General features: G+C 65.3%; 20 protein-coding genes. 6 read left to right on the top strand and 14 right to left on the bottom strand.

The genetic code is table 11. The features are described from left to right. Positions 1 to 225: 225 nt before the first annotated feature. On the top strand, positions 226 to 855 hold the full coding sequence (locus tag BUB39_RS13830; protein WP_073054382.1) for a hypothetical protein: 630 nt from the start codon (positions 226 to 228) through the stop codon (positions 853 to 855). Positions 856 to 885: 30 nt separating this feature from the next. On the opposite strand, the gene BUB39_RS13825 is transcribed toward BUB39_RS13830, so the two are convergent. Then, on the bottom strand, positions 886 to 1,563 hold the full coding sequence (locus BUB39_RS13825) for a DUF998 domain-containing protein (RefSeq protein WP_073054380.1): 678 nt from the start codon (positions 1,561 to 1,563) through the stop codon (positions 886 to 888). A 381-nt stretch (positions 1,564 to 1,944) separates the two neighbouring features. On the opposite strand from BUB39_RS13825, the gene BUB39_RS13820 reads away from it, so the two are divergent. Both BUB39_RS13820 and rimO read left to right on the top strand, forming a co-directional pair. After that, positions 1,945 to 2,775, top strand: coding sequence for an endonuclease/exonuclease/phosphatase family protein (locus tag BUB39_RS13820; protein WP_073054378.1), 831 nt, complete (start codon positions 1,945 to 1,947; stop codon positions 2,773 to 2,775). A 169-nt stretch (positions 2,776 to 2,944) separates the two neighbouring features. Further along, positions 2,945 to 4,276 carry a 30S ribosomal protein S12 methylthiotransferase RimO gene (gene rimO / locus BUB39_RS13815; protein WP_073054376.1) on the top strand — a complete coding sequence of 444 codons (1,332 nt, stop codon included), beginning with the start codon at positions 2,945 to 2,947 and terminating at the stop codon, positions 4,274 to 4,276. A gap of 21 nt (positions 4,277 to 4,297) precedes the next feature. Here rimO and BUB39_RS13810 read toward each other — a convergent pair whose 3' ends face one another. After that, a complete protein-coding gene (locus BUB39_RS13810) occupies positions 4,298 to 5,113 on the bottom strand; it encodes an anti-sigma factor family protein (protein WP_073054374.1) in 816 nt (271 codons plus the stop codon). Then, positions 5,100 to 5,657, bottom strand: a complete 558-nt coding sequence (locus BUB39_RS13805; RefSeq protein WP_139251477.1) for an RNA polymerase sigma factor — start codon at positions 5,655 to 5,657, stop codon at positions 5,100 to 5,102. Before BUB39_RS13805 ends, BUB39_RS13810 begins: the two co-directional genes overlap by 14 nt. A gap of 44 nt (positions 5,658 to 5,701) precedes the next feature. On the opposite strand from BUB39_RS13805, the gene BUB39_RS13800 reads away from it, so the two are divergent. The 3 genes from BUB39_RS13800 to BUB39_RS13790 are packed head-to-tail and all read left to right on the top strand — an operon-like array spanning position 5,702 to position 7,962. Then, on the top strand, positions 5,702 to 6,277 hold the full coding sequence (locus BUB39_RS13800) for a tetratricopeptide repeat protein (RefSeq protein ID WP_084527368.1): 576 nt from the start codon (positions 5,702 to 5,704) through the stop codon (positions 6,275 to 6,277). A gap of 27 nt (positions 6,278 to 6,304) precedes the next feature. After that, positions 6,305 to 7,417 carry a type III polyketide synthase gene (locus tag BUB39_RS13795; RefSeq protein ID WP_084527366.1) on the top strand — a complete coding sequence of 371 codons (1,113 nt, stop codon included), beginning with the start codon at positions 6,305 to 6,307 and terminating at the stop codon, positions 7,415 to 7,417. After that, positions 7,414 to 7,962: an isoprenylcysteine carboxyl methyltransferase family protein gene (locus BUB39_RS13790; RefSeq protein WP_244540253.1), complete on the top strand. Its 549-nt coding sequence runs from the start codon at positions 7,414 to 7,416 to the stop codon at positions 7,960 to 7,962. Before BUB39_RS13795 ends, BUB39_RS13790 begins: the two co-directional genes overlap by 4 nt. Before the next feature lie 27 nt (positions 7,963 to 7,989). Here BUB39_RS13790 and BUB39_RS13785 read toward each other — a convergent pair whose 3' ends face one another. From BUB39_RS13785 to xdhA, 11 genes are all read right to left on the bottom strand, one after another. After that, entirely contained in the window at positions 7,990 to 9,207 is a 1,218-nt protein-coding gene (locus tag BUB39_RS13785; protein ID WP_073054371.1) for a M20/M25/M40 family metallo-hydrolase, read from the bottom strand. Further along, positions 9,204 to 10,496, bottom strand: coding sequence for an allantoate amidohydrolase (locus BUB39_RS13780; RefSeq protein WP_073054369.1), 1,293 nt, complete (start codon positions 10,494 to 10,496; stop codon positions 9,204 to 9,206). The genes BUB39_RS13785 and BUB39_RS13780 overlap by 4 nt, the downstream gene beginning before the upstream one ends. Next, a complete protein-coding gene (uraD, locus tag BUB39_RS13775) occupies positions 10,493 to 11,011 on the bottom strand; it encodes a 2-oxo-4-hydroxy-4-carboxy-5-ureidoimidazoline decarboxylase (RefSeq protein WP_139251476.1) in 519 nt (172 codons plus the stop codon). Before uraD ends, BUB39_RS13780 begins: the two co-directional genes overlap by 4 nt. 37 nt (positions 11,012 to 11,048) lie before the next feature. After that, entirely contained in the window at positions 11,049 to 12,230 is a 1,182-nt protein-coding gene (locus BUB39_RS13770; protein WP_073055502.1) for a urate hydroxylase PuuD, read from the bottom strand. Between the two features lie 99 nt (positions 12,231 to 12,329). Beyond that, the gene (locus BUB39_RS13765) at positions 12,330 to 13,400 is read right to left on the bottom strand and encodes a BMP family ABC transporter substrate-binding protein (RefSeq protein ID WP_073054367.1); all 1,071 of its coding nucleotides are present in this window, start codon (positions 13,398 to 13,400) and stop codon (positions 12,330 to 12,332) included. A 77-nt stretch (positions 13,401 to 13,477) separates the two neighbouring features. Then, on the bottom strand, positions 13,478 to 14,392 hold the full coding sequence (locus tag BUB39_RS13760) for an ABC transporter permease (RefSeq protein WP_073055500.1): 915 nt from the start codon (positions 14,390 to 14,392) through the stop codon (positions 13,478 to 13,480). A gap of 10 nt (positions 14,393 to 14,402) precedes the next feature. Next, positions 14,403 to 15,488, bottom strand: coding sequence for an ABC transporter permease (locus BUB39_RS13755; protein ID WP_073054365.1), 1,086 nt, complete (start codon positions 15,486 to 15,488; stop codon positions 14,403 to 14,405). Next, a complete protein-coding gene (locus BUB39_RS13750; RefSeq protein ID WP_244540252.1) occupies positions 15,472 to 17,064 on the bottom strand; it encodes an ABC transporter ATP-binding protein in 1,593 nt (530 codons plus the stop codon). Before BUB39_RS13750 ends, BUB39_RS13755 begins: the two co-directional genes overlap by 17 nt. Before the next feature lies 1 nt (position 17,065). Next, complete coding sequence (gene xdhC / locus BUB39_RS13745) at positions 17,066 to 18,079, bottom strand: xanthine dehydrogenase accessory protein XdhC (RefSeq protein ID WP_073054363.1); 1,014 nt, start codon at positions 18,077 to 18,079, stop codon at positions 17,066 to 17,068. After that, positions 18,079 to 20,400, bottom strand: a complete 2,322-nt coding sequence (xdhB, locus tag BUB39_RS13740) for a xanthine dehydrogenase molybdopterin binding subunit (protein WP_073054361.1) — start codon at positions 20,398 to 20,400, stop codon at positions 18,079 to 18,081. Before xdhB ends, xdhC begins: the two co-directional genes overlap by 1 nt. Continuing rightward, positions 20,387 to 21,871: a xanthine dehydrogenase small subunit gene (gene xdhA / locus BUB39_RS13735; protein ID WP_073054360.1), complete on the bottom strand. Its 1,485-nt coding sequence runs from the start codon at positions 21,869 to 21,871 to the stop codon at positions 20,387 to 20,389. The genes xdhB and xdhA overlap by 14 nt, the downstream gene beginning before the upstream one ends. Positions 21,872 to 21,876: the final 5 nt, after the last annotated feature.

Below are 21,876 nucleotides of genomic sequence, written 5' to 3'. Positions count from 1 at the left end.
GGATGTCGGGTCTTTGCCGGCGTCCTCGGAAGGTCACCGGATGCGTCTTTGGTATTACCATATGACACGCTGCCGAAAACCCGAAATCTCGCGCCATGCCGGCTCGATAGACGCAATCCTTCGTCACAAAAGACGCAATCGCGCCGCGATCCGGTCGGCATGCAGCCGAAAACTGCGGCAAGACTGCAACGCATGCAAAGAGAATCGCAGAGGCCAGAGATCATCATGGACAAGCACTTCCGCATGGAACGGTCATCCGGCCGGTTCCCCATCGTGCTTTATAGCGCCGCGATCGCGGTCGCTCTCGGCGCGGCGGCGATTGCCAGCACCGGCGCGCTTGCGCCGGGCGATGTCGAGCAGCCTGTCCTCGTGGTCTCGGGAACCCACATGATCGGGCCGGATCGCATCGCCAGCATCATCGAGCCCGTCGCACCGGCGCCTGTGGCCGTCGTGCAGCCTGCCAAGGTGGCGCCGGTCGCCGACCAGGCGAAGCCTGCTGCCGAGCAGCCCGAACCGGTCGCGGCACTGCCGCCGAAGCCGCTGCGGCGGCCATGCCTCGAATGCATCGCGCCGCCTGCGACGCCGGTGGTGGCAACAGCCCAGCCGGTCGTACAGACGCCCGTTGATCCGGCGCCGGCCGAAGCAGAATATGACGTGGCGACGGCCGCGCCGGATGGTCCCGTTCCGCCGCTGCCGGTGGGTCGTGTGGCAGGTGAGGGGAGTGAGCGCGGTCTCCTCGTCCGCAGCGGCGAGGCCGTTATCTCCGGCGGTAGCGAACTCGTCGGCACGGCCTGGAGCCTATCGGGTGCGGCCGTTGGCGGCCTTGTCCGCGGCGTGCATCAGCTCACCTTCTGAAGCCCTGCCCCGACCGGCCGGCCGACCCGTTCACGGCCGGCCGCCGCGATTCCTGAGCAGCAGTGCCGCGGTCATCAATTCCCAGGCGGTAATTGAATAGACGCTGGCACGCTCGACGAGGCCGTCCGGAATGACCTTCGGCCCCACCATCAGCCAGGCAATGCTGCCGATGCCGAATAGGCCGAACGCGATGCCGGCCGGCTTGTAGAAGCGCGGCATGCCGAGCGGCCGCAACGCAAAACCCGACGAGATCGCGACGAGATTGCCGCCAAGGATCGAAAGTCCGGCGCCAATCGTATGCCAGACGATTTGGCCATTGGCGACCTCACGAGCGCCGCTGTGAAAGACCGAGATCAAGATCAAGCCGGTGGCGTCGGCCAGCGCAGCGCCGAGGAAGAGCCCATAGGCCTTGCCGCGCACCGGCAGCGCCCGACCGATGGCCAGCGCCGCCGAAGCGAAGAACAGCGCCTGGACCAGGAAGCCGGCATTCATCACCCAAGCCAGCGGCGAGTCGATCGCACGTCCGCCGGAGACCGTCTGATACGGGATACCGAGATCGCTGATGAAGTTGGTCTGGTAGCTGTAATCGCGAAAGGCGCGCGCCGCGATCGTCTCCGCCACCAGATAGGCTGTGGCCGTGCCGAGCCAGCAGAGAGCCGCAATCGTCGCCGGACGATCGACCGCTTCGTTGCGGGTCGCGATGCTCATTAGCGATCTCCAGGGAGAAAATCTGCGGGCAGGAAGCGGGCACCATGGATGCGGCGCCCGATATCACATACGCTCGGAGAGCTTCACCGGTTTCCCGAAACCATTGCGATCGCGACCTGGCTCGACTGCAGCGCGGGGGGCGCCAATGGCAGATATCGCCACCCTCGCCCGGACTAGCATTTTGGTTCCATAATCTTCCTTATGCGAATCTTGCATGTGGCGTGCTCAGGCCCTGACGACCGTAAAGCCATGGCCCCAAACGCTGCCTGCCCCATCCGATGGTCCGCACCGCGCGAAAGCTCGCTGACGTCGCGATTGGCAAGCGCCGCATTTGCGGAGAGGCTCGGCAGCAATGATCGTTACAGATGAGCAGATGGACCGATGCTGAAGATCCTGTCGCTGAATGTGTGGGGCGGCCGCCTCCATGCGCCGCTGCTCCGTTACCTCGGCGAATGCGACGCCGACATTCTCTGCCTCCAGGAAGTGACGCGGACGCATCGGTCGCCTGAGGTCGGCAGCGCTGCCGAGACCTCGTCCTGGCTCGTCTATCGTGACGACGGGATCGAGCTGTCGCAACGGTCCGATCTTTTCAGCGAGATCGCCGCAGTGTTGCCGGGACACGACGGCCTGTTCATGCCGGCAGCGCGCGGTGTCCTTTGGGATGGCGATCAGGCCGTGATGTCGGAGTTCGGGCTTGCGACGTTCATTCGGAAATCGCTGCCGCTGCTCGGCCAGGCCCAGGGCTTCGTCCACGGCGCGTTCTCGGCCAATGGCTGGGGCGAGCATCCGCGCGCGCGCAACGCCCACGTCTTCCGGGTCCATGACTATGCGGCCGACTTCACGTTGACTGTCGCGCAGATGCACGGCCTGCGCGACCCGGCCGGCAAGGGCGATACGCCGGAACGCGCGGCGCAAGCTGAAGCGCTGATCCGGTTGATCGGGCAGGTGCGTCCGGCCGGTGAGCGGCTCGTCGTCTGCGGCGATTTCAATGTGCTGCCAGACAGCGCCACCCTCGCCGCTCTTGCGCGCCTCGGCCTCGCCGATCTCGTCACCGGCCGCGGCCACACCGACACGCGCACGTCCTGGTACCGGAAGCCCGGTCGTTTTGCCGATTATATGCTGGTCTCGGACACCGTCGCGGTCACGCAGTTCGATGTCGTCGCCGAGCCGGAGGTCTCGGATCACCGCGCGCTGGAACTGCTGTTTGCCTAGGGGGCTAAACGGTCGCCCTCCTCCGGCGCGGCCGGGCTCGGGCGCCTTGCCGCGTCCTTCGCCATTGACATGCGCCGGGCGGTTGGACAGATAGGCGCCAAACGCCCGCAGATCGGGCGATCTGGCGGCTGCCACGATGCCGCCCCACCCTCGTTTTCGGATGATGTCCATGAATCCCGAAGCGCCTACGGGCGAAGCCCCGCGCATTTCCTTCGTCAGCCTCGGCTGTCCCAAGGCACTGGTCGACAGCGAGCGGATCCTGACGCATCTGCGCGCCGAGGGCTACGAACTGTCGCGCCATCACGACGGCGCCGATGTCGTGATCGTCAATACCTGCGGCTTCCTCGACAGCGCCAAGGCGGAATCGCTCGAAGCGATCGGCACGGCGATGAAAGAGAACGGCAAGGTCATCGTTACCGGCTGCATGGGCGCCGAGCCCGAGCAGATCCGCAACGCCTTCCCGAATGTGCTCGCGATCACCGGCCCTCAGCAATATGAGAGCGTGCTCGGCGCCGTGCATCAGGCGGTGCCGCCGGCGCACAATCCCTTCGTCGATCTCGTGCCGCCGCAGGGCATCAAGCTGACGCCGCGCCACTACGCCTATCTCAAGATCTCCGAAGGCTGCAACAACCGCTGCTCCTTCTGCATCATCCCCAAGCTGCGCGGCGATCTCGTCAGCCGCCCGGCCGGCGATGTGCTGCGCGAGGCCGAGCGCCTCGTGAAGGCCGGCGTCAAGGAGCTTCTGGTCATCTCGCAGGACACCAGCGCCTACGGCGTCGACATCAAATATGAAGCGAGCCGCTGGCGCGACCGCGAGGTGAGGGCGAAGTTCCTCGACCTTTCATCGGCGCTCGGCGAACTCGGCGCCTGGGTGCGAATGCACTATGTCTACCCCTACCCTCATGTCGACGCTGTCGTCGAACTGATGGCCGAGGGCAAGATCCTTCCCTATATCGACATTCCCTTCCAGCATGCGAGCCCGCGCGTCCTCAAGGCCATGCGCCGTCCGGGCAACCAGGAAAAGACGGCCGAGCGCATCCATCGGTGGCGCGAAATCTGTCCCGATCTGGCGATCCGGTCGACTTTTATCGTCGGCTTTCCCGGCGAGACCGACGAGGATTTCGAGTTCCTGCTTGAATGGCTGGACGAGGTGAAGCTCGACCGCGTCGGCTGCTTCAAGTTCGAACCGGTCGACGGTGCGCCAGCCAATGAGCTCGCCGATCCGGTGCCGGAAGAGGTCAAGCAGCAACGCTGGAACCGCTTCATGAAGAAGCAGCAGGCGATCAGCGCCGCCCGCCAGCAGAAGCGGGTCGGCCGCCGCATCCAGGTCATCGTCGACGAAAGCGGCGGGCTTTCGGCCAAGGGACGCTCGGTCTGGGATGCACCCGAGATCGACGGCAACGTCCACCTGGTGTCGCGCCGCCCGATCCGCGTCGGCGACATCGTCACCGCCAAGATCGATCGCGCTGACGCCTACGACCTCTACGGTCAGGTCGTCTGAGGTCGCAGCGGGATAGGGCGCTCAGGCGCCCTGCCCGGCTTCGCCTGCCAGCCTTGCCGCGATCTCGGCCAGCCGCCCGGCGGGCGCACGGCCGATGACCATCCGGCCGAACCCGTCGCCGGACCAGTGCACGACATTGAAGCCGCCGATTTCCGCTGACGTCGGGGATGTCGCGCCCGGCTTGCCATTGCGGATCACGCAATAGGCGATCGGGCCATAGTCCGGATCGAGATAGGCAATTTGCACCAGCGGCTTGCCGTTGAACTCGTAGAGCTGCGCGCCGCGGAAGGACTGCCCGTCCAGCGAGATCGCCGATGCGGTCAAGGGAATGCCGAGCGCGTCGCCGGCAAGAGCGAGCTGCTGCGTCCGCGTCGCCGGCGACGGCGCCAATGCAAGCGTCGCCTTGGTCGTCAGCGCCCAGTATTCCGCGACGGCCTCATGCCAGCCTTCAGCCGCCTTGGGCGCGTTCGCGCCGCCAAGGCTATAGCCGAGACCGCCCGCCAGACAGGCAACGACGATGAGGGCCGCCGCTGCAAGAAGACGCGGCTGCCACGTCTGCCAAATGCGCGAGCGGATCGGCGCAGAACGGCGCGGCTGCGGCGCCTGGGCGAGCGCCCGGTCGAGCATTGCTTCGAGATCGGCGCGTGGCGCAACGCTCAGCATTGCCCCGAACGCGGCGTCGAGGCCTTGCCGGGAGAATTGCAGCGCCTCCAGGCGTTGACGCAGTCCGGGATCTCCGCCGAGCCGCTCGAGCACGGCGCCATGGTCACGCGGGCTCAGTTCCCCGTCGAGGAAGGCGGTGAGCGTCTCGTCATCCTGATGCTCAGTTCCGGCCATCGCCGTCCCCGCTGTTGTCGTTCAATTCAGCGAGCCGCCCGCGCGCCGCGGCCAGCCGGCTCATGATCGTTCCGATAGGTATGCCGAGAAAGGTCGCGGCCTCCTGATAGGAAAATCCTTCGGCATAGACGAGCAGCACAGCCTCGCGCTGAGGCTCGGGCAGCTTCCCGATGGCAGCTAACATCTGAGCCGCCAGAATATTCGTCTCGATCGCCTGTCGGCCGTCAAAAATCAGCGCCAGTTCGGCATCGATGACGCCACTGCCTTGTCGGACCTTGCGTGACCGCACTTCGTTGACCCAGATTGAATGCAGGATCGAGAACAGCCACCGGTCGAGCCGCGTCCCGGGCTCGTACTGCCCTGCCCGCTCGAGCGCGCGCACACAGGTTGCCTGCACGAGGTCATCGGCCGTGTCCCGGCTGCGCGAAAGCACGAGAGCGAAGCGCCAGAGCGCGGGCAATGACGGCCTCAGCCCCAATCTCACATCATCGTGACTGCTGTTGTTCATCGGGATGCGAATAGGCGGCTGGGAGCGCGTGTTCATGCACAGACCACGCCGATCGCGGCGAGGATGCGCTGGAGGTGACGATGACTAACATGTTCGGCTTTGCAACGCGAACCGCTCTCGCGGTCGGAATCTCGGTGCTGGCCGCCCTGCCCGCAGCGGCCGCGAGCGGCGGTGGAGGTGGCGGCAGCGGAGGCGGAAGCAGCGGCAGCGGCGGGATGCCCGCCAATCAGGTCTGCAGGAAGGGCCTCGTCTGGTCGAAGGCTCTGGAGCGCTGCGTCAAGGCGCAATCGGGCAGCCTGTCGGACAAGGAGTTGACACAGCAGGGTCGTGCCCTCGCCCTCGCCGGCTACTATGACAACGCGCTCGCGGTGCTAGACGCCGTCGGCAACAAGAAAGATGCGACGGTCCTGACCTATATCGGCTACAGCCACCGCAAGATGGGCGACGTCGATGTCGGCATCGGCTACTACAAGCAGGCGCTCGAACTCGAGCCCGACAATCTCAATACGCGCGAATATCTCGGCGAAGGCTATGCGACTGCCGGCCGGATCGAGGAAGCGAAGGCCGAACTCGCCACACTGGCAAAGCTATGCGGCAATACTAGTTGCGAGCAGTACCAGGACCTCTCCAACTTCCTCACAACCGGGCACGAATAAGCGCCCCCGAGCAGAAAGACCGATCTCATGACGCTTCAGCGTCCTCTCGATCTGGCGGCGGCGCAGCACCTCGTGCCGCCGTCGGTGACCCTTCGCTCGCTCGTCACGGTTACCCCCGATCATCACGTGCCGCAGATCGTGGCGCGTGAGCGGGCCCGCGAGGTCTTCGGCAGCCGCATGCCATTCTTTGATCAGTTGCAGCAGGTGTTCGACAACGCCGCCATCGACACGCGCCATTCCTGTCTTCCCGTCGAATGGTTCATGGGCGAGGCCGATTTCGGCGAAAAGACGAAGCTCTACGTCAAGAACGCCACCGCCCTCGCCCGCAAGGCGGCTGAGAAGGCGCTCGAGGCTGCGGGACTGAAGGCGGAGGACATCGACCAGATTGTGTTCGTGTCGTCGACCGGCATTTCGACGCCGAGCATTGAGGCGCGCATCATGAACGAGATGCCGTTCCGGCGCGATGTCGTGCGACTGCCGATTTTCGGCCTCGGCTGCGCCGGCGGCGTTCTCGGCCTCAGCCGTGCCGCGCAGATGGCGCGGGCCATGCCGGGGAGCAGGTGCCTGCTCATCGTCGTGGAGTTCTCGTCGCTGGCGTTTCGCTACGACCGCATCACCAAGAGCAACCTCGTCGCCTGCGCCCTGTTCGGCGATGGCGGCGCCGCTGCCGTGCTTGAAAGCGGCAGCGCCGCGGACAGCGCTGTGATGATCGGCGCCGGTGGTGAACACTGCTGGCCCGATACGCTCGATGTCATGGGCTGGGATGTCGACGGCCAGGGACTGGACGTCATCTTCAAGCAGAGCATTCCCGAAATCGTCTCGCGCGACATGCCGGGCGCGCTCGAGGGCTTTCTCGGGAGCGCCGGCCTTTCCCCCGACGACATCGATCGCCCCTGCTGCCATCCCGGCGGCGCCAAGGTTGTCGACGAACTCGAAAAAGTCTTCGGCTACGAGCCGATGGGCCTCGATGCGGAGCGCAAGGTGCTGCGCGAGAACGGCAATATGTCGGCGCCGACCGTGCTCTTCGTTCTTGATGAACTGATCCGCCGCGGCACGACGGGCTCGCTTCTGCTCTCGGCGCTCGGCCCCGGCTTCACGGCGGCCTTCCAGATGGTACATGTCGGATCCGGCGCAGCATGATCATGCTCTGGCCCTACCTCCTGCTCGGTTTCGTTGTCATCCAACGCATCATCGAACTGGCCTGGTCGGAGCGAAACCGCCGCGCCTTGATGTTGCGGCGGGGCCGCGAGATCGGCGCCGGGCACTATCCGTTGTTCATCCTCCTGCATGGCGCCTGGATCGGTGCCATGCTGCTGTTCGTGCAGCCGGGTATTCCGGTGCCCTGGATCCTCCTGGGTGTCTATGCGCTGCTCCAGGTGATGCGGGTCTGGACGATCGCCAGCCTCGGCGCCTTCTGGACGACGCGTATCATCACAGTCGACGACCTGCCGCTTCGCCGCCGCGGGCCCTACAGGCTGATGCGGCATCCGAACTACCTGATCGTCGCGATCGAGATGCCTCTGCTGCCTTGTGCGCTCGGCCTACCTTGGCTGGCCCTGCTGTTCGGCGTGCTCAACATCGCGCTTCTCGTCTATCGAATCCGCATCGAGGATGGCGCACTCGGGATCAGGCGCTCGCTGAACGAGACGGCACCATCAGCAGTCTGGCCCGGTCCGGCGCGCTGACGTTCCTCGGCGTCCGAAAGGTTGCCTCTATCGCGCGAGCAACGTCTCAAGCGCCCGTGCGATGACTTCGGTGGCCGCGCGCAGATCGTCGAGGCGGATATGCTCGTCGGCCGAATGCGCGTTGCCGTCGGCGATCGAACGCGGGCCGGCGCCATAAAGCACCGTGGGGATTCCGGCTGCCGCATAGTGGCGCGCATCGGTGTAGAGCGGCACGCCTGTGACGGCGATCGGCACGCCGAACAGCGCCTCGGCAGGTTCCCTGATGGCTTCGACCAGTTTGTCGACGCCGGGCAGCGGCCGCAGCGGCTCGGCCAGCAGGATGCGGCGGCATTCGATCTCGATGCCGGGGGTCGAGGGCGCCGCCGCCTCGATCAACCCGATCAGCTCAGCCTCGACGGCCTCGCCGTCTTCTTCGGTAATGATGCGCCGGTCGATCCTGAGCAGAATGCGATCCGGCACGACATTGGTGTTGATGCCGCCCGAGATGAGACCAACGGTGATCTGCGGACCGCCGATGCCCGGCTCATCCGAGCGGATGGCTGTCAGGCGGCGGCGCTCGGCATAGATGGCGGCGAGGACGGGTGTCGCCGCTTCGAGCGCGTCGGCGCCGAGCGCGGCGACGGCCGCATGTGCCTGCCGGCCGCGAACAACGACTTCAAGATGCAGCACGCCGCTATGCGCCGTGGCGACAGCATGAGAGAAGCCCGACGTGATCGCATAGTCGGCCTTGGAGAGACCGTGCTCCAGCAGCCATTTCGGCCCCACAAAGCCGCCCGTTTCCTCGTCATAGGTGAAATGCAGCTCGACGCCGCCATCAAGCGCCCTGTCGGACTGGCCTAGCGCCAGAAGCGCAAAGGCATAGGCCGCGAAATCCGCTTTCGAGACAGCGGCACCGCGGCCATAGATGGCGCCATGCCGTTCCTCCGCGCCATACGGATCGGTACTCCAGCCCTCGCCGGGCGGCACCACGTCGCCATGGGCGGCGAGCGCGATGACCGGGCCGAGGCCACTGCCGAACGTCTTCCGGACGATCAGGTTGATGATGCTGCGAAGGCCATGCTGGCGGGAAAACGGCTCGGGGACGGGATGCTGCTCGACGCTGAAGCCGAGCGCTTCAAGAGCGGCAGTCGCGGCCTCGGCATGCGCGGCGCAATCGCCGGGCGGATTGTCACTCGGGATGCGGATCATGGCCTTCAGAAACGCGACTTCGCGTTCAAAGAGGCTGTCGACCGCCGCGCCGATCATCGCCCTGCCCTTTCCTGCCGCCCCAGTTCCTCGATCGTCGCCACCAGCGCCTCCACCGCGACGCCCATGTCGTCGATCGACACCCATTCGTTGGGATTATGACTGATGCCGGCCCGGCAGCGAACAAAGATCATTCCAAAATCGCCGAGTTGCACCATCGACTGGCCATCATGGCCGGCGCCCGACATTAGGCTGCGCGCCGGCTTGCCCTGGACGGCCCCAACACCTGCCGCAATCGCCTTGGTCAGGCGCGGCGCGCAGGTTGCGACGCCCTTCTCCATCATCGTCTCGACACCGACGACGACGTGGCGGCGCTTGTCGATCTTGCGCGCGAACAGGGTGATCTCCTCCACCGCTGCCTTGCGGGCTTCATCCGTCGCGGCGCGGACGTCGAGCGAAAAGCGCACATCGGCCGGGATTACGTTGGAGGCGCCGGGCATCACCTCGACATGGCCGACGGTTGCAACCAGAGCATGCTTCTTGCCCTTCCGCGCGATGGCCTCGACCATCAGCATGATTTCGGCGGCGGCCATGAGCGCGTCGTGGCGCATCTCCATCGGGACGGTGCCAGCGTGGCCCGCCTCGCCGCGGATGCGGATGCGGTGGCGGCTCTGGCTGGCGATGGCGGTCACGACGCCCAGCGGCTCGCCCGCGCGCTCCAGGACCGGCCCCTGCTCGATATGCACCTCGAGATAGCCTAGCACCGCCGGACGCTGATAGGCCTCCTGCCGCAGCCGCTCCGGATCGCCGCCAAAGGCGATCAGCGCCTCGCGCAACGTGACGCCTTTCTCGTCCGCGACGTCGAGCGCCTTGGTGTCGAAAACGCCAGCCGCTACTGCGGACGAGGTCAGTGTCACCGGAAAGCGGACGCCCTCCTCATCGCCGAAGGCAAGGACTTCAAGGCCGAACGGCAGCGCGATGCCGCGCGCCCGCAATTGCTCCACGGCCAGGATTCCGACGATGACGCCAAGATTGCCGTCGAACCGACCGGCATCAATGACGGTGTCGATGTGCGAACCGATCAACAGCACCTTGTTGCTGTTGCGGCCAGTGGCGGCTGGCGGCATCGCGCCGCGCACCGTCCCAGCAGCGTCCATCCGCGCCGAAAGGCCCGCAGCCTCCATCCAGCCGCTGACCATCTCGGCGGCGTGGCGATGCTCCGGCGTCAGATAGAGCCGCGTCAGGGCGTCCTCGTCAGCGGAGATCACCGAGAGCGCATCGATCATGGCCTGGGCGCGCTCGCCGATCTGCCGTGTCGTCAGACGTCCGATTGCCGGCACGATGGTCATGATGCGACGCGATCCTCAAGGCGGAAGCGGATGATCCGCTGCACCTGCGTCAGCGCCATGGCGAACTCCGTCTCCGGCGTATTCGGCAGCCGCTCGCGGAACGCTTCGATGATCTGCTCCTTTGTGGAGCCCTTGACCGCGCGGATGAACGGAATGCCGTGCCGCGCCCGATAAGCCTCGTTGAGGCGGGTGAACTCGGCATATTCGTCGGCCGTCAGACGATCGAGTCCCGCGCCGAGCTGCTCGACCTGCGATTCGACGGCCAGCTCTGCGATGCGGGCGCGGCCGGCAAGATCGGGATGCTCACGGAGGAGTGCGAGCTGCGCCTCATGCGGAGCGGCGGCGATGGCGGCATGGAAAGCCGCCACCAACGCCGCATGATCGGCAAAGGGGTGGCCAGCATAGGCCGCGCGGGCGACCCAGGGGGAGTGCTCGGCGATATCGCCGAACGAGGCGATAAAGGCCGTCTCGTTCATGGCATTGACCGCGTCGAGGGAGAGCGGCGTATTCTGCATCGTCGTTCCGGCGGGCCTTGTTGCGACCGGCTGGTGTCTAATGGCTTTGCAGCCACGCGCCAAGCGTCTTGCGCTCCTCGTCGGTCATGCCGTGCTCGTTTCCAAGCGGCATCGCCCTGCCCTGCACCGCCTGCGCGATGATCTGATCCTTGTGCTGCACCAGTTCCGCTGTCGTCTGCAGCATCACGCCCTTCGGGGGCGCGTCGAAGCCGTCATGCGTCGGCTTGGCGGCATGGCACATGGTGCAATGCTTGGCGGTCAGCGCGAGAACATCGGCATCGGAGACGGTCATGCCCGGCGCGATCTCGAGCGGCTTCGGCGCGGTCATGCTGATCAGCACGCCGAGCGCGACGATGCCGACCGGCAGGGTCCAGGCGAATTTCAGGAACGGGTCGTGCGCCTCATGCCGATTGAGGAAATGCCGGATTGAGCCGCCAAGCAGCAGGATGAAGGCGACGATCATCCAGCTCTGCGGATGGCTGGTCAGGAACGGATAGTGGTTCGAGACCATCATCAGCAGCACGGGCAGCGTCAGATAGTTGTTGTGCACCGATCGCTGCTTGCCGATGGCGCCGAGGCGCGGATCCGGCGGCTCATGCGCGAGCAGCGAGGCGACGATCTTGCGCTGGTTCGGCACGATGATGCCGAACACGTTGACTGCCATGATCGTGCCGATGAACGCGCCAACATGAATGAAGGCGCCGCGCCCCGAGAACACATGCGTGAACAGATACGCCGCGCCGACGATCAGGATGAACAGGCAGACGGCAAGGACAGGCGTCGAGCGGCCAAGCGACGACTTGCACAGCCGGTCATAAATCAGCCAGCCGCCGACCAGCGAAAGCATCGAGATGACGATCGCCTGCGAGGGCAGCAGCGGCAGGACCGAACGATCGATCAGGAAGGAGTTGGCGTTCCAATAATACTGGACGATCAGCAGCAGGAAGCCGGAAACCCATGTGAGATAGGCCTCCCACTTGTACCAGATCAGGTCAGACGGCAGCGCCGGCGGGGCGACCAGATATTTCTCGACATGATAGAAGCCGCCGCCATGAACCTCCCATGCGGTGCCATAGACGCCCGGGTTCATCTGCTCGCGCTTCTTCAGCGAGAGATCCAGCGCGATGAAATAGAACGAGGTGCCGATCCAGCCGATGCCCACGATGAGATGGGACCAGCGGATGAGGAGATTGAGCCAGTCGACGACGAATGCGGACATCTTTGCGGAATTCGGCCCCGTTGCGGTGATGGCCGGCGCCACGCGGGCACCGGCCATGAATCATGCGGCGTGCCACCGTGGCACGCCGCGGCGCGTCCGCTACTGCGGCAGCTTGTCGTCGATGCCCTTCACGTACCAGTTAAGGCCGAGCAGCGTCTTGTCGTCGGCAACCGCGCCGTCGGCGACGCCAACCGAACCGTCCTGCTTGGTGATCGGTCCCTTGAAGACCTGGAGCTCGCCCGCCTTGATCTTGGCGATCGAGTCCTCTGCCAAGGCCTTGACGTCGTCCGGCATATTGGTGAGCGGCCCGAGCACGACGAGGCCTTCCTTCATGCCATCCCACGTGTCGGTCGACTTCCAGGTGCCGTCGAGAACCGCCTGGACGCGCTCGATGTAGTAGGGCGTCCAGTTGTCGACCAGCGAGGCGAGATGCGCCTTCGGCCCGAACTTCGACATGTCGGCCGACTGGCCGAACGCATGCAGGCCGCGCTCCTCGGCGATCTGCATCGCAGCCGGCGAGTCGGTGTGCTGGACAATGATGTCCGCGCCCTGGTCGATCAGCGCCTTGGCGGCGTCCGCTTCCTTGCCAGGATCGAACCAGGTGTTGACCCAGACGACCTTGATCTTGAAGTCGGGATTGACCGACTGCGCGCCGAGCATGAAGGCATCGATGCCCATCACGACCTCAGGGATCGGGAAGGAGACGATATAGCCGGCAACGCCGGTCTTCGACATCTTCGCAGCGATCTGGCCCTGGACGTAGCGGCCCTCATACCAGCGCATATTGTAGATCGAGACGTTGTCGGCGGTCTTGTAGCCGGCATCATGCTCGAACTTCACGTCGGGGAACTTCTTGGCGACCTTGATCGTCGGGTCCATGAAGCCGAACGAGGTCGTGAAGATCACGTTGCAGCCCGACCGGGCGAAACGCTCGATGGCGCGCTCGGCATCCGGGCCTTCCGGCACGTTCTCGACATAGGCCGTCTCGACCTTGCCCGCGAAGTGCTTTTCGACTTCGAGGCGGGCCATGTCGTGCTGCTGGCTCCAGCCACCGTCATTGTGCGGTCCGGTATAAACGAAGCACGCCTTGATCTTGTCGGCGGCTTCGGCGCCCGAAACCATGCCGGCCACGAGGGCAACGGCACCGAGGGCAACCACGTATTTACGCATCGTTTCTTGTCCTTCCTCTGGATCAGTTCAGTGCAGCAAGAACGCCGCTCATGCCGCAAGGCACGAACGGCCAATCATCAGCTATCGGCGACGAAGGGGCGACCGAGACAGGCGGGCGTATTGACGCTGAGCAGGGCGCGATTGCGCGAGATCACCACCAGCGCAACGACCGTCACGATGTAAGGCAGCATCGACAGGAACTGCGAGGGAATGCCGATACCGATCGCCTGGGCATGAAGCTGCAGGATGCTGACGGCGCCGAAAAGAACGGCGCCGACGACCAGCCGGCCCGGCAGCCAGGAGGCGAACACCACCAAAGCGAGCGCGATCCAGCCACGGCCGGCGGTCATCGCCTGCGTCCATTGCGGTGTGTAGACGAGCGAGAGATAGGCACCGCCGAGCCCCGCACAGGCGCCGCCGAAGAGCACGGCCAGAAAGCGCGTCTTCAGCACGGAGAAGCCGAGCGCGTGCGCGGAATGTGCGTTGTCGCCGACGGCGCGGATGATCAACCCGCCGCGTGTCTTGAACAGGAACCACCAGGTCGCGAGCGCCAGCGCCACAGCCAGATAGACGAAGGGATCCTCGCCGAAGATCAGCCTGCCGACGACCGGAAGGTCGCTGAGCACAGGAATATTGACCTTCGGAATCGGAATGCCCGGCGTGCCGACGAAACTGTCTCCGATCAACCCGGAAAGTCCCAGGCCGAACAAGGTCAACGCGACGCCAGTGGCATTCTGGTTGGCGACGAAGAACAGTGCGACGATGCCGAAGAGGCTCGCCGCCAGCATCCCAGCGATGATCGCTGCAAGAACCCCCAGAATTGGCTGGCCGGTCGTGCTGGCCGCAGCAAAACCGCAGACGGCGCCGACCGCCATCATGCCTTCGACACCGAGATTGAGCACGCCCGAGCGCTCCGCCACCAATTCGCCGATCGCGGCGAACAGCAGCGGCGTCGCCGCCGTGACGATGGTGAGCAGAATTCCTTCCAGCATCGTCATGACGTCACCCGGCCGTTGCTGCATCGAGCGCGCGCTCGCGCACGAATTTCAGGCGGTAGTAGATAAAGCTGTCGCAGGCGAGGACGTAGAAGAGCAGCATGCCCTGGAAGACCTGCGTCGTCTGGTCGGACAGGCCGATGGCGACTTGCGCGCCCTCCCCGCCCATATAGGAGAGCGCCAGCAACAGGCCGGCGATTAGGATGCCGAAGGGATGAAGGCGGCCGAGAAAGGCCACGATGATCGCCGTGAAGCCGTAGCCGGGAGAAACCGTGGTCCGTAGCTGGCCGATGGGCCCCGCCACTTCGCAGATGCCGGCAAGGCCCGCGAGCCCGCCGGAGATCAGGAAGGTCAGCATCACCATCTTGTTGCGCGAGAAGCCGCCGAACGAGCCGGCGCGCGGCGAGAGGCCGAGCACACGGATCTTGAAGCCGGTCATGGTCTTGGTGGTCAGGAACCAGGCGACGACGACGGCGACAAGCATGAAGACGATCGAAATTCGAACGGAGTCGCCCGCGATGATCGGAAGCATCTGTCCCTCGTCGAAGGGACGGCTGTTCGGAAAATTGAAGCCGGCCGGATCGCGCCACGGACCGCGCGCCATATAGTCGAGAAAGAGATTGGCGACATAGACGAGCATCAGCGTCGTCAAAGTCTCGTTGGCGTTGAAGCGGATCTTCAGGATCGCCGGGATCGCGGCATAAGCCATGCCTCCAGCGATGCCCATCAGGATCATCGCAGTGATCACGGCCGGTCCCTGCAGCAACGGGAACATCACCGGAATGATCGAGCCGGCGAGCGCGCCGGCGGCGAGTTGTCCTTCTGCGCCAATGTTCCAGACGGCTGACTGGTAGCAAAAGGCGAGGCCGATCGCGATCAGGATGATAGGCACGGCCTTCACCAGGAGATCTTCGATCGACCACACCGCCGTCAACGGCTCGACGAAATAGATGTAGAGCGCCTTGAGCGGGTCGATCCCCGAGAGCACGAAGATGATGAAGAAGGTGACGAGCGACAGCACGATCGCCAGCAGCGGCGATAGATACTGCATGCTTCGGCTGGGCGTCAGGCGCCGCTCAAGCACGATGCGCATGCGCGGTCTCCTTCTTGGCCACAGGCTTGCCTTCGCCGAGCCCGGCCATCATCAGGCCAATCTGCTCGCGGGTGAGTGAGCGCGCCGGTACCGGCTCGGATAGATGACCGCGCGATATGACGGCCACGCGGTCGGCGATCTCGAAGATTTCGTCGAGATCCTGGCTGATGATGAGAACCGCCGAGCCGGACCGGGCGAGATCGATGAGCACCTGCCGGATGACGGCCGCTGCGCCGGCATCGACGCCCCAGGTCGGCTGGCTGACGACAAGGACCGAAGGCTGACGGTCGATTTCGCGACCGACGATGAATTTCTGCAGATTTCCGCCTGAGAGCGACCCGGCTTCCGGATCGACCGCGGACTTCCGCACATCGAACGAACGGCCGATCCGATCGGCGAGCGTCTTCATGCCGCCAAAATCAATGACGCCGACCCGGAGCAACTGGTCGCCCGTGGCATGACGCGTCAGGAGGACATTGTCGGAAAGGCGCAGCCGCGGCACAGCGCCGTGCCCGATCCGCTCCTCGGGAACGAAGGCGGCGCCGAGGCGGCGTCGCGCGGTGACGCCGAGCTTGCCGGCTGCCTTGCCATCGATCGTAACCGTATCCGGCCGGTCAGTCGTTCGCTCGCCCGACAGCGCGTCGAAGAACTCGCCCTGACCATTGCCAGCGATCCCGGCAATGCCGACGATTTCACCGGCCTTCAGATCAAGCGAGATGTCGTGCAGCGCGACGGCAAAGGGATGCGGCTCGGGCAGCGACAGATTGCGCACCGAAAGACGCGTCTTGGCGGATGTCGGCGGCGGCGTGTCCGAGGACAGCACGTGGACATCGGCACCGACCATCAGGCTGGCGAGCTGCGAGGCCGTCTCCTGCTGCGGGTCGCATTCGGCGACGACCTTGCCGAGGCGGAGGATCGTCGCGTGATGGCAGATCTGCTTCACTTCTTCGAGGCGATGGCTGATGTAAAGCACAGCACAGCCACGCGCCGTCAGCCGGTCGAGCGTCTGGAACAGATCGTCCGCCTCCTGCGGCGTCAGCACCGAAGTCGGCTCGTCCATGATCAGGAGTTCCGGATTCTGCAGCAGGCAGCGCACAATCTCCACCCGCTGCCGTTCGCCGACCGAAAGATCGACGATGCGCGAAGCCGGATTGAGCGGCAGGCCGTATTCGAGCGAGACTTTCTCGATCTCCTTGGCGAGCGCCGTGCGATTGGAGCGGTCGCTGAGCGCCAGCGCGATGTTTTCTGTGACGGTCAGCGCATCGAACAGCGAGAAATGCTGGAACACCATGCCGATGCCCAGCTTGCGCGCCGCCGAGGGGCTGGCGATGCGCACCGGCTGTCCCTTCCAGCGGATCTCGCCCTCGCTCGGCTGCAGCGAGCCGTAGAGTATCTTCACCAGCGTCGACTTGCCGGCGCCGTTCTCGCCGAGCAGCGCATGAATCTCGCCGGGCCTGATCGTCAGGTCAACGGAGTCATTGGCCTTGAAGCTGCCGAACAGCTTGGTGATGCCGATCGCCTGGATGAGGGCACCGCTCTCCGGCCGCGTCCGGCGGCCAGCGATTTTGGGTTCCAATTCAGCTTCCTCTCGGCGAACGGAGCGATGCCTGACGATGCGGGTCAGCCTCGATCGGGATCGCCCCGCGCGCCGCCTCGTCACGAATTAGCAAGTCTGATGCCACCGACGCGGCGATGACCGCCGGCAGCTTGGAACGAATGCCGGGAATGCCGATTGGGCAGGCCATTCGGGCAATGCCGGCCGCGCCGACCCCCGCTTCGCCGAGCAGCCGCGAGAACCGGGCCCGCTTCGAAGCGCTGCCGATCAGGCCGACATAAGCAAAGCGCTCATCTGCCAAAGCTTTGTGCACAATGGCGAGATCGAGTGCATGGCTATGCGTCATGATCAGAACGAACGCCCCGTCCGGCGCGGCTGAAAGGGCTTCGGGTGCATCGGATTGCTGAACACAGCGGCAATTGGCCGGAACAAGAGCGGGAAAGGCATCGGGCCGCGGATCGATCCACGTCACCGCAAAGGGCAGCGGCGCCAGCGCGAGCACCAGCGCGCGACCAACATGGCCGGAGCCAAACAGGAACAGCGCCCGTCGCTCCTCACCAAACCCCTCTTCCAGCGTGCCATGGTCGATACGGGCGCCTCCGATCTCAACGCTGCCGTCCTCAACCACCTGGCGCGTCAGCCGATCACTGGTCTTGGAGAGCGTTGCGCGGGTTCGGAACGGCCCGGCCGCTTCTAACTCGGCAAGCCGGCCGACCTCGTCGCGTCGCTCGGAGCCGAAGATCTCCAACGCCAGCTCGACCCGGCCGCCACAACACTGGCCAAGCTCCGGTCCAAGCGCGATCGAGGATATCTGGAGGCCGGATGCCGGCTCCCGCGCCAGGAGCCGCTGTGCCTCGGCGATCGCACGCCATTCGAGCGTGCCGCCGCCGATCGTGCCGCTGAAGCCGCCGTCCGGCATGACCAACAGCCGTGCCCCTGCTTCGCGCGGCGCCGATCCGCGTGTCTCCACCAGGCTCGCCATGGCAGCTCTGCCGTGACGGTCGATCGCATCGAGGAGACGTTGCCAGACCAGCATCAATTCCCTCCCGAGCGCGCTCCCCTCACCGCCTTCATGATCGCCTCCGGCGTCGCGGGCGCGTCGAGATCGGGAACGACGCCCGGCCCGAGCGAGGCGATCGCATTGGCGACGGCGCACCAGACGGAGATCGGCAGCATCAGAGGCGGCTCGCCGACCGCCTTGGAGCGATAGATTGTCTTCTCGCGCGCGCCCTCGGACTGGAACAGCTTGACGACGAAATGCTCCGGAATATCGGACGCCGTCGGGATCTTGTAGGTCGACGGCGCGTGCGTCCTGAGCCGCCCCTGCTTGTCCCAGACCAGCTCTTCCGTCGTCAGCCAGCCCATGCCCTGAACGAAGCCACCCTCGATCTGGCCGATATCGATGGCCGGATTGAGGGACTTGCCGACATCATGCAGCACGTCGACACGATCGACTTTCATCTCGCCCGTCATGGTGTCGATGGTGACCTCGGAGCAGGAGGCACCATAGGCGTAATAGAGGAACGGCCGCCCCTCGGCCTTGTCGCGGTTCCAGGCGATGATCGGTGTGCGGTAATAGCCGGCCGAGGAAAGCTGGATGCGCTCGGCATAGGCAGCGCTGGCAAGCTCGGCCAGGCTAAGGGACTGGTTGCCGAAGAACACACGGTTGTCGCGGAAGCGGACCTGATCGCGGCGCACGCGCCACTTCTGCTCGATAAAGGCGAACAGCCGGTCCTTGATCTCGCCACAGGCCGCGAGCGCCGCCATGGCATTGAGGTCCGTGCCGGAAGAAGCAGCCGTCGGCGAGGTGTTCGGCACCTTATCGGTGCGGGTCGCGGTGATCGCGACCTTGCCCATGTCGACGCCGAACTCTTCAGCCACGACCTGCGCCACCTTGAGGAACAAGCCCTGCCCCATCTCGGTGCCGCCATGGTTCAGATGCAGCGAACCATCGCGATAGAGATGCACCAGAGCGCCGGCCTGGTTGAGCGGCATCAGCGTGAAGGAGATGCCGAATTTCACGGGCGTCAGCGCCAGCCCCCTTTTCAGGATGCGGCTTTCGGCGTTCCACGCGGCGATCTCGGCGCGGCGCGCGCGATAATCGCAATCGGCTTCCAACTCGGCGACAAGCTCATGCAGCAGATTGTCCGAGACCTGCTGCCCATAGGGTGTCAGGTCTCGGCCGCGGCCAGCGTAGAAATTGGCCTTGCGGACATCGAGCGGGTCCATGCCGAGCCGATAGGCGATCTGGTCCATCATCCGCTCGGCGAACACCATGCCCTGTGGGCCGCCGAAGCCGCGGAAGGCCGTGTTCGAGCAGGTGTTAGTGCGATAGCGCCGCGTCAGAATGCGGGTCTGCGGATAGAAATAGGAATTGTCGGCATGGAACATCGTCCGGTCGACGACGCCCATCGACAGGTCTTCCGAATGTCCGCAACGCGCGTCGAAGGTGACATCGACCGACTGCAGCACCCCTGCCTCGTCATGGCCGACGCGATAGCCGACGCGGAAGTCGTGCCGCTTGCCGGTCATCATCATGTCGTCGTCGCGGTCGAGCCGCATCTTGCAGGGCGCGCCGGTCTTCCAGGCGGCAAGCGCCGCGAGCACGGCCCATTGCGAGGCCTGACTCTCCTTGCCGCCGAAGGCCCCGCCCATGCGGCGGATTTCGACCGTGACGGCGCTCGAGGGCAGATGCAGCGCGTGGGCGACGAGATGCTGCACCTCGCTCGGATGCTGCGTCGAGGAATAGACGAACATCTCGCCCGCCTCGCCCGGCACCGCCATGGCGATCTGCCCCTCGAGATAGAAGTGCTCCTGCCCGCCAATGCGGAACGTGTCCGAAAAGCTGACCGGCGCCGCCTCCAGTGCCGCGTCTGGATCGCCCTGCACGAAGGCGTATTCCGGCAGGACGAGTTCGCTCGCCTCGCTGACATCGATGACCGGGACCGCCGCTTCGGTGGTGTATTTCGCCTTGCGCGTTGCACGACGGGCCAGATCGCGTGTCTCGGCAATGACGATGAAAACGACCTGGCCGTGGAAGCGGATCTCGCCCACGGCCAGCGCCGGATCGTCGCCGACAAGCTTTGGCGAGATGTCGTTGGCGCCCGGAATGTCCTCGGCCGTCATGACGGCGACGACACCGGGCGCGGCGCGGACGGCGGAGAGATCGAGCGCGGTGATCCTCCCCGACGCGATCGGTGCGTAGCCGGGTGCGATATGCAGCGTCCCTTGGGGCTCGCGGATATCATCGATATAGGCAGCCGAGCCCGTCACATGGCGCGGCGCGCTGTCATGCGGCAGCGACTTGCGGACAACCTGCAGTTCGGCCTCGGGGATCAGGGTTTCACTCGGCGGCATCAGCTGCCTCCTCGCGACGGCCGACGATACGCGTGCGCGCCGTCGACGTGCCCGCTGCCTCCAGAAGCGCCTTGCCGAGCAGCGCATGCGCGATTTCGGCCCGATAGGCCGCGCTGGCGCGGTGATCATCGAGCGGCGCGTAATCCTCGCGCAGCGCCGCGAAGGCCTTCGACCATGCCGCCGAATCGCGGATCGCAGCGCCATTCAGCGCGGCTTCGGCACCCTTCGCCCGCTTGGGCGTTCCCGCCATTCCGCCATAGGCGATGCGCGTCTCGCGAATGAGACCATCCGCGTCGAGCGTGAAGCGGAAGGCGCCCATCACGGCCGAGATGTCCTGGTCGAAGCGCTTCGTCACCTTGTAGCAGCGGAACACCTGGTCCTCGCGCAGACGCGGCACCAGCAGTCCAGTGACGAACTCGCCCGAGGCGCGGTTCTGCTTGCCGTAATCGATGAAGAAATCCTCGAGCGGGATGGCGCGGGCGCGATCTCCACGCCGGAGTTCCATGGTCGCACCGAGCGCGATCAGCGCCGGTGGCGAATCCCCGATCGGCGAGCCGTTGGCGACGTTGCCGCCCACGGTGCCGCTGGCGCGGACCTGCTTGGAGCCGATGCGGCGGAACAGTTCGCCGAGGTCGGGATCGATGGCCCGCATATAAGGCTCGGCATTGGCGAAGGTCGCGGTGGCGCCGATCAGGATTTCGCGGCCGGTGTCCTCGATGCGGTTCATCCCGGCGACACGGCCGATATGGATGATCTTCGGGATATCGCGCAGCTGTTTGGTGATCCACAGCCCGACATCGGTCGCGCCGGCAACGATGACTGCCGTCGGGTGCTTCTGGTAGAGCGCGGCCAGCGCATCGACCGAGGCCGGCGCGGCAAAGAAACGATCGTCATCACCGATGAAGAGATCGCGGTCGTCGGCAAGGAATTGCAGGATACCGGCGGTATCGGCGCTCGCCTTGTGGAACTTGTCCGCGCGGGGCGCACCGGAGGCCTCAAGCGCGGCATCGACGATCGGCCGATACCCGGTACAGCGGCAGAGATTGCCAGCGATCCAGTCATTGATCTCGCCGCGCGTCACCGGTCCTTGGCTGGCGTGGAACAGCGCGAAGAGGCTCATGACGAAGCCTGGCGTGCAGAATCCGCATTGCGAGCCGTGCCGATCGACCATCGCCTGCTGGATCGGGTGCAGCACATCGCCCTCGGCCAGATCCTCGATGGCCACCACTTCCGTGCCGTCGACCATGCCGAGCAGCTGAATGCAGGCGTTGACCGGCTCGTAGACGACCTCGCCATTGCGGCAACGGCCGATCGCGACGGTGCAGGCGCCGCAATCGCCCTCGCCGCACCCCTCCTTGGTGCCCTTCGCGCCTTCCTCGAGACGCAGATGGTCGAGCAGCATCGCCATCGGATCGAAGTTACCGACCTCGACAATGCCCCCGCGGCGGATGAATCGAATGGTGTCGCGCATGAAGG

It is taken from the genome of Kaistia soli DSM 19436, from assembly GCF_900129325.1.
Taxonomy (GTDB): Bacteria; Pseudomonadota; Alphaproteobacteria; order Rhizobiales; family Kaistiaceae; genus Kaistia; species Kaistia soli.
This window is presented reverse-complemented; position numbering and strand designations above follow the sequence as displayed.

Coding starts and splice junctions, on each gene's coding strand:
- BUB39_RS13830 (WP_073054382.1), top strand. CDS start 226: ATGGACAAGCACTTCCGCATGGAACGGTCATCCGGCCGGTTCCCCATC.
- BUB39_RS13825 (WP_073054380.1), bottom strand. CDS start 1,563: ATGAGCATCGCGACCCGCAACGAAGCGGTCGATCGTCCGGCGACGATT.
- BUB39_RS13820 (WP_073054378.1), top strand. CDS start 1,945: ATGCTGAAGATCCTGTCGCTGAATGTGTGGGGCGGCCGCCTCCATGCG.
- rimO (WP_073054376.1), top strand. CDS start 2,945: ATGAATCCCGAAGCGCCTACGGGCGAAGCCCCGCGCATTTCCTTCGTC.
- BUB39_RS13810 (WP_073054374.1), bottom strand. CDS start 5,113: ATGGCCGGAACTGAGCATCAGGATGACGAGACGCTCACCGCCTTCCTC.
- BUB39_RS13805 (WP_139251477.1), bottom strand. CDS start 5,657: ATGAACACGCGCTCCCAGCCGCCTATTCGCATCCCGATGAACAACAGC.
- BUB39_RS13800 (WP_084527368.1), top strand. CDS start 5,702: ATGACTAACATGTTCGGCTTTGCAACGCGAACCGCTCTCGCGGTCGGA.
- BUB39_RS13795 (WP_084527366.1), top strand. CDS start 6,305: ATGACGCTTCAGCGTCCTCTCGATCTGGCGGCGGCGCAGCACCTCGTG.
- BUB39_RS13790 (WP_244540253.1), top strand. CDS start 7,414: ATGATCATGCTCTGGCCCTACCTCCTGCTCGGTTTCGTTGTCATCCAA.
- BUB39_RS13785 (WP_073054371.1), bottom strand. CDS start 9,207: ATGATCGGCGCGGCGGTCGACAGCCTCTTTGAACGCGAAGTCGCGTTT.
- BUB39_RS13780 (WP_073054369.1), bottom strand. CDS start 10,496: ATGACCATCGTGCCGGCAATCGGACGTCTGACGACACGGCAGATCGGC.
- uraD (WP_139251476.1), bottom strand. CDS start 11,011: ATGCAGAATACGCCGCTCTCCCTCGACGCGGTCAATGCCATGAACGAG.
- BUB39_RS13770 (WP_073055502.1), bottom strand. CDS start 12,230: ATGTCCGCATTCGTCGTCGACTGGCTCAATCTCCTCATCCGCTGGTCC.
- BUB39_RS13765 (WP_073054367.1), bottom strand. CDS start 13,400: ATGCGTAAATACGTGGTTGCCCTCGGTGCCGTTGCCCTCGTGGCCGGC.
- BUB39_RS13760 (WP_073055500.1), bottom strand. CDS start 14,392: ATGCTGGAAGGAATTCTGCTCACCATCGTCACGGCGGCGACGCCGCTG.
- BUB39_RS13755 (WP_073054365.1), bottom strand. CDS start 15,488: ATGCGCATCGTGCTTGAGCGGCGCCTGACGCCCAGCCGAAGCATGCAG.
- xdhC (WP_073054363.1), bottom strand. CDS start 18,079: ATGCTGGTCTGGCAACGTCTCCTCGATGCGATCGACCGTCACGGCAGA.
- xdhB (WP_073054361.1), bottom strand. CDS start 20,400: ATGCCGCCGAGTGAAACCCTGATCCCCGAGGCCGAACTGCAGGTTGTC.
- xdhA (WP_073054360.1), bottom strand. CDS start 21,871: ATGCGCGACACCATTCGATTCATCCGCCGCGGGGGCATTGTCGAGGTC.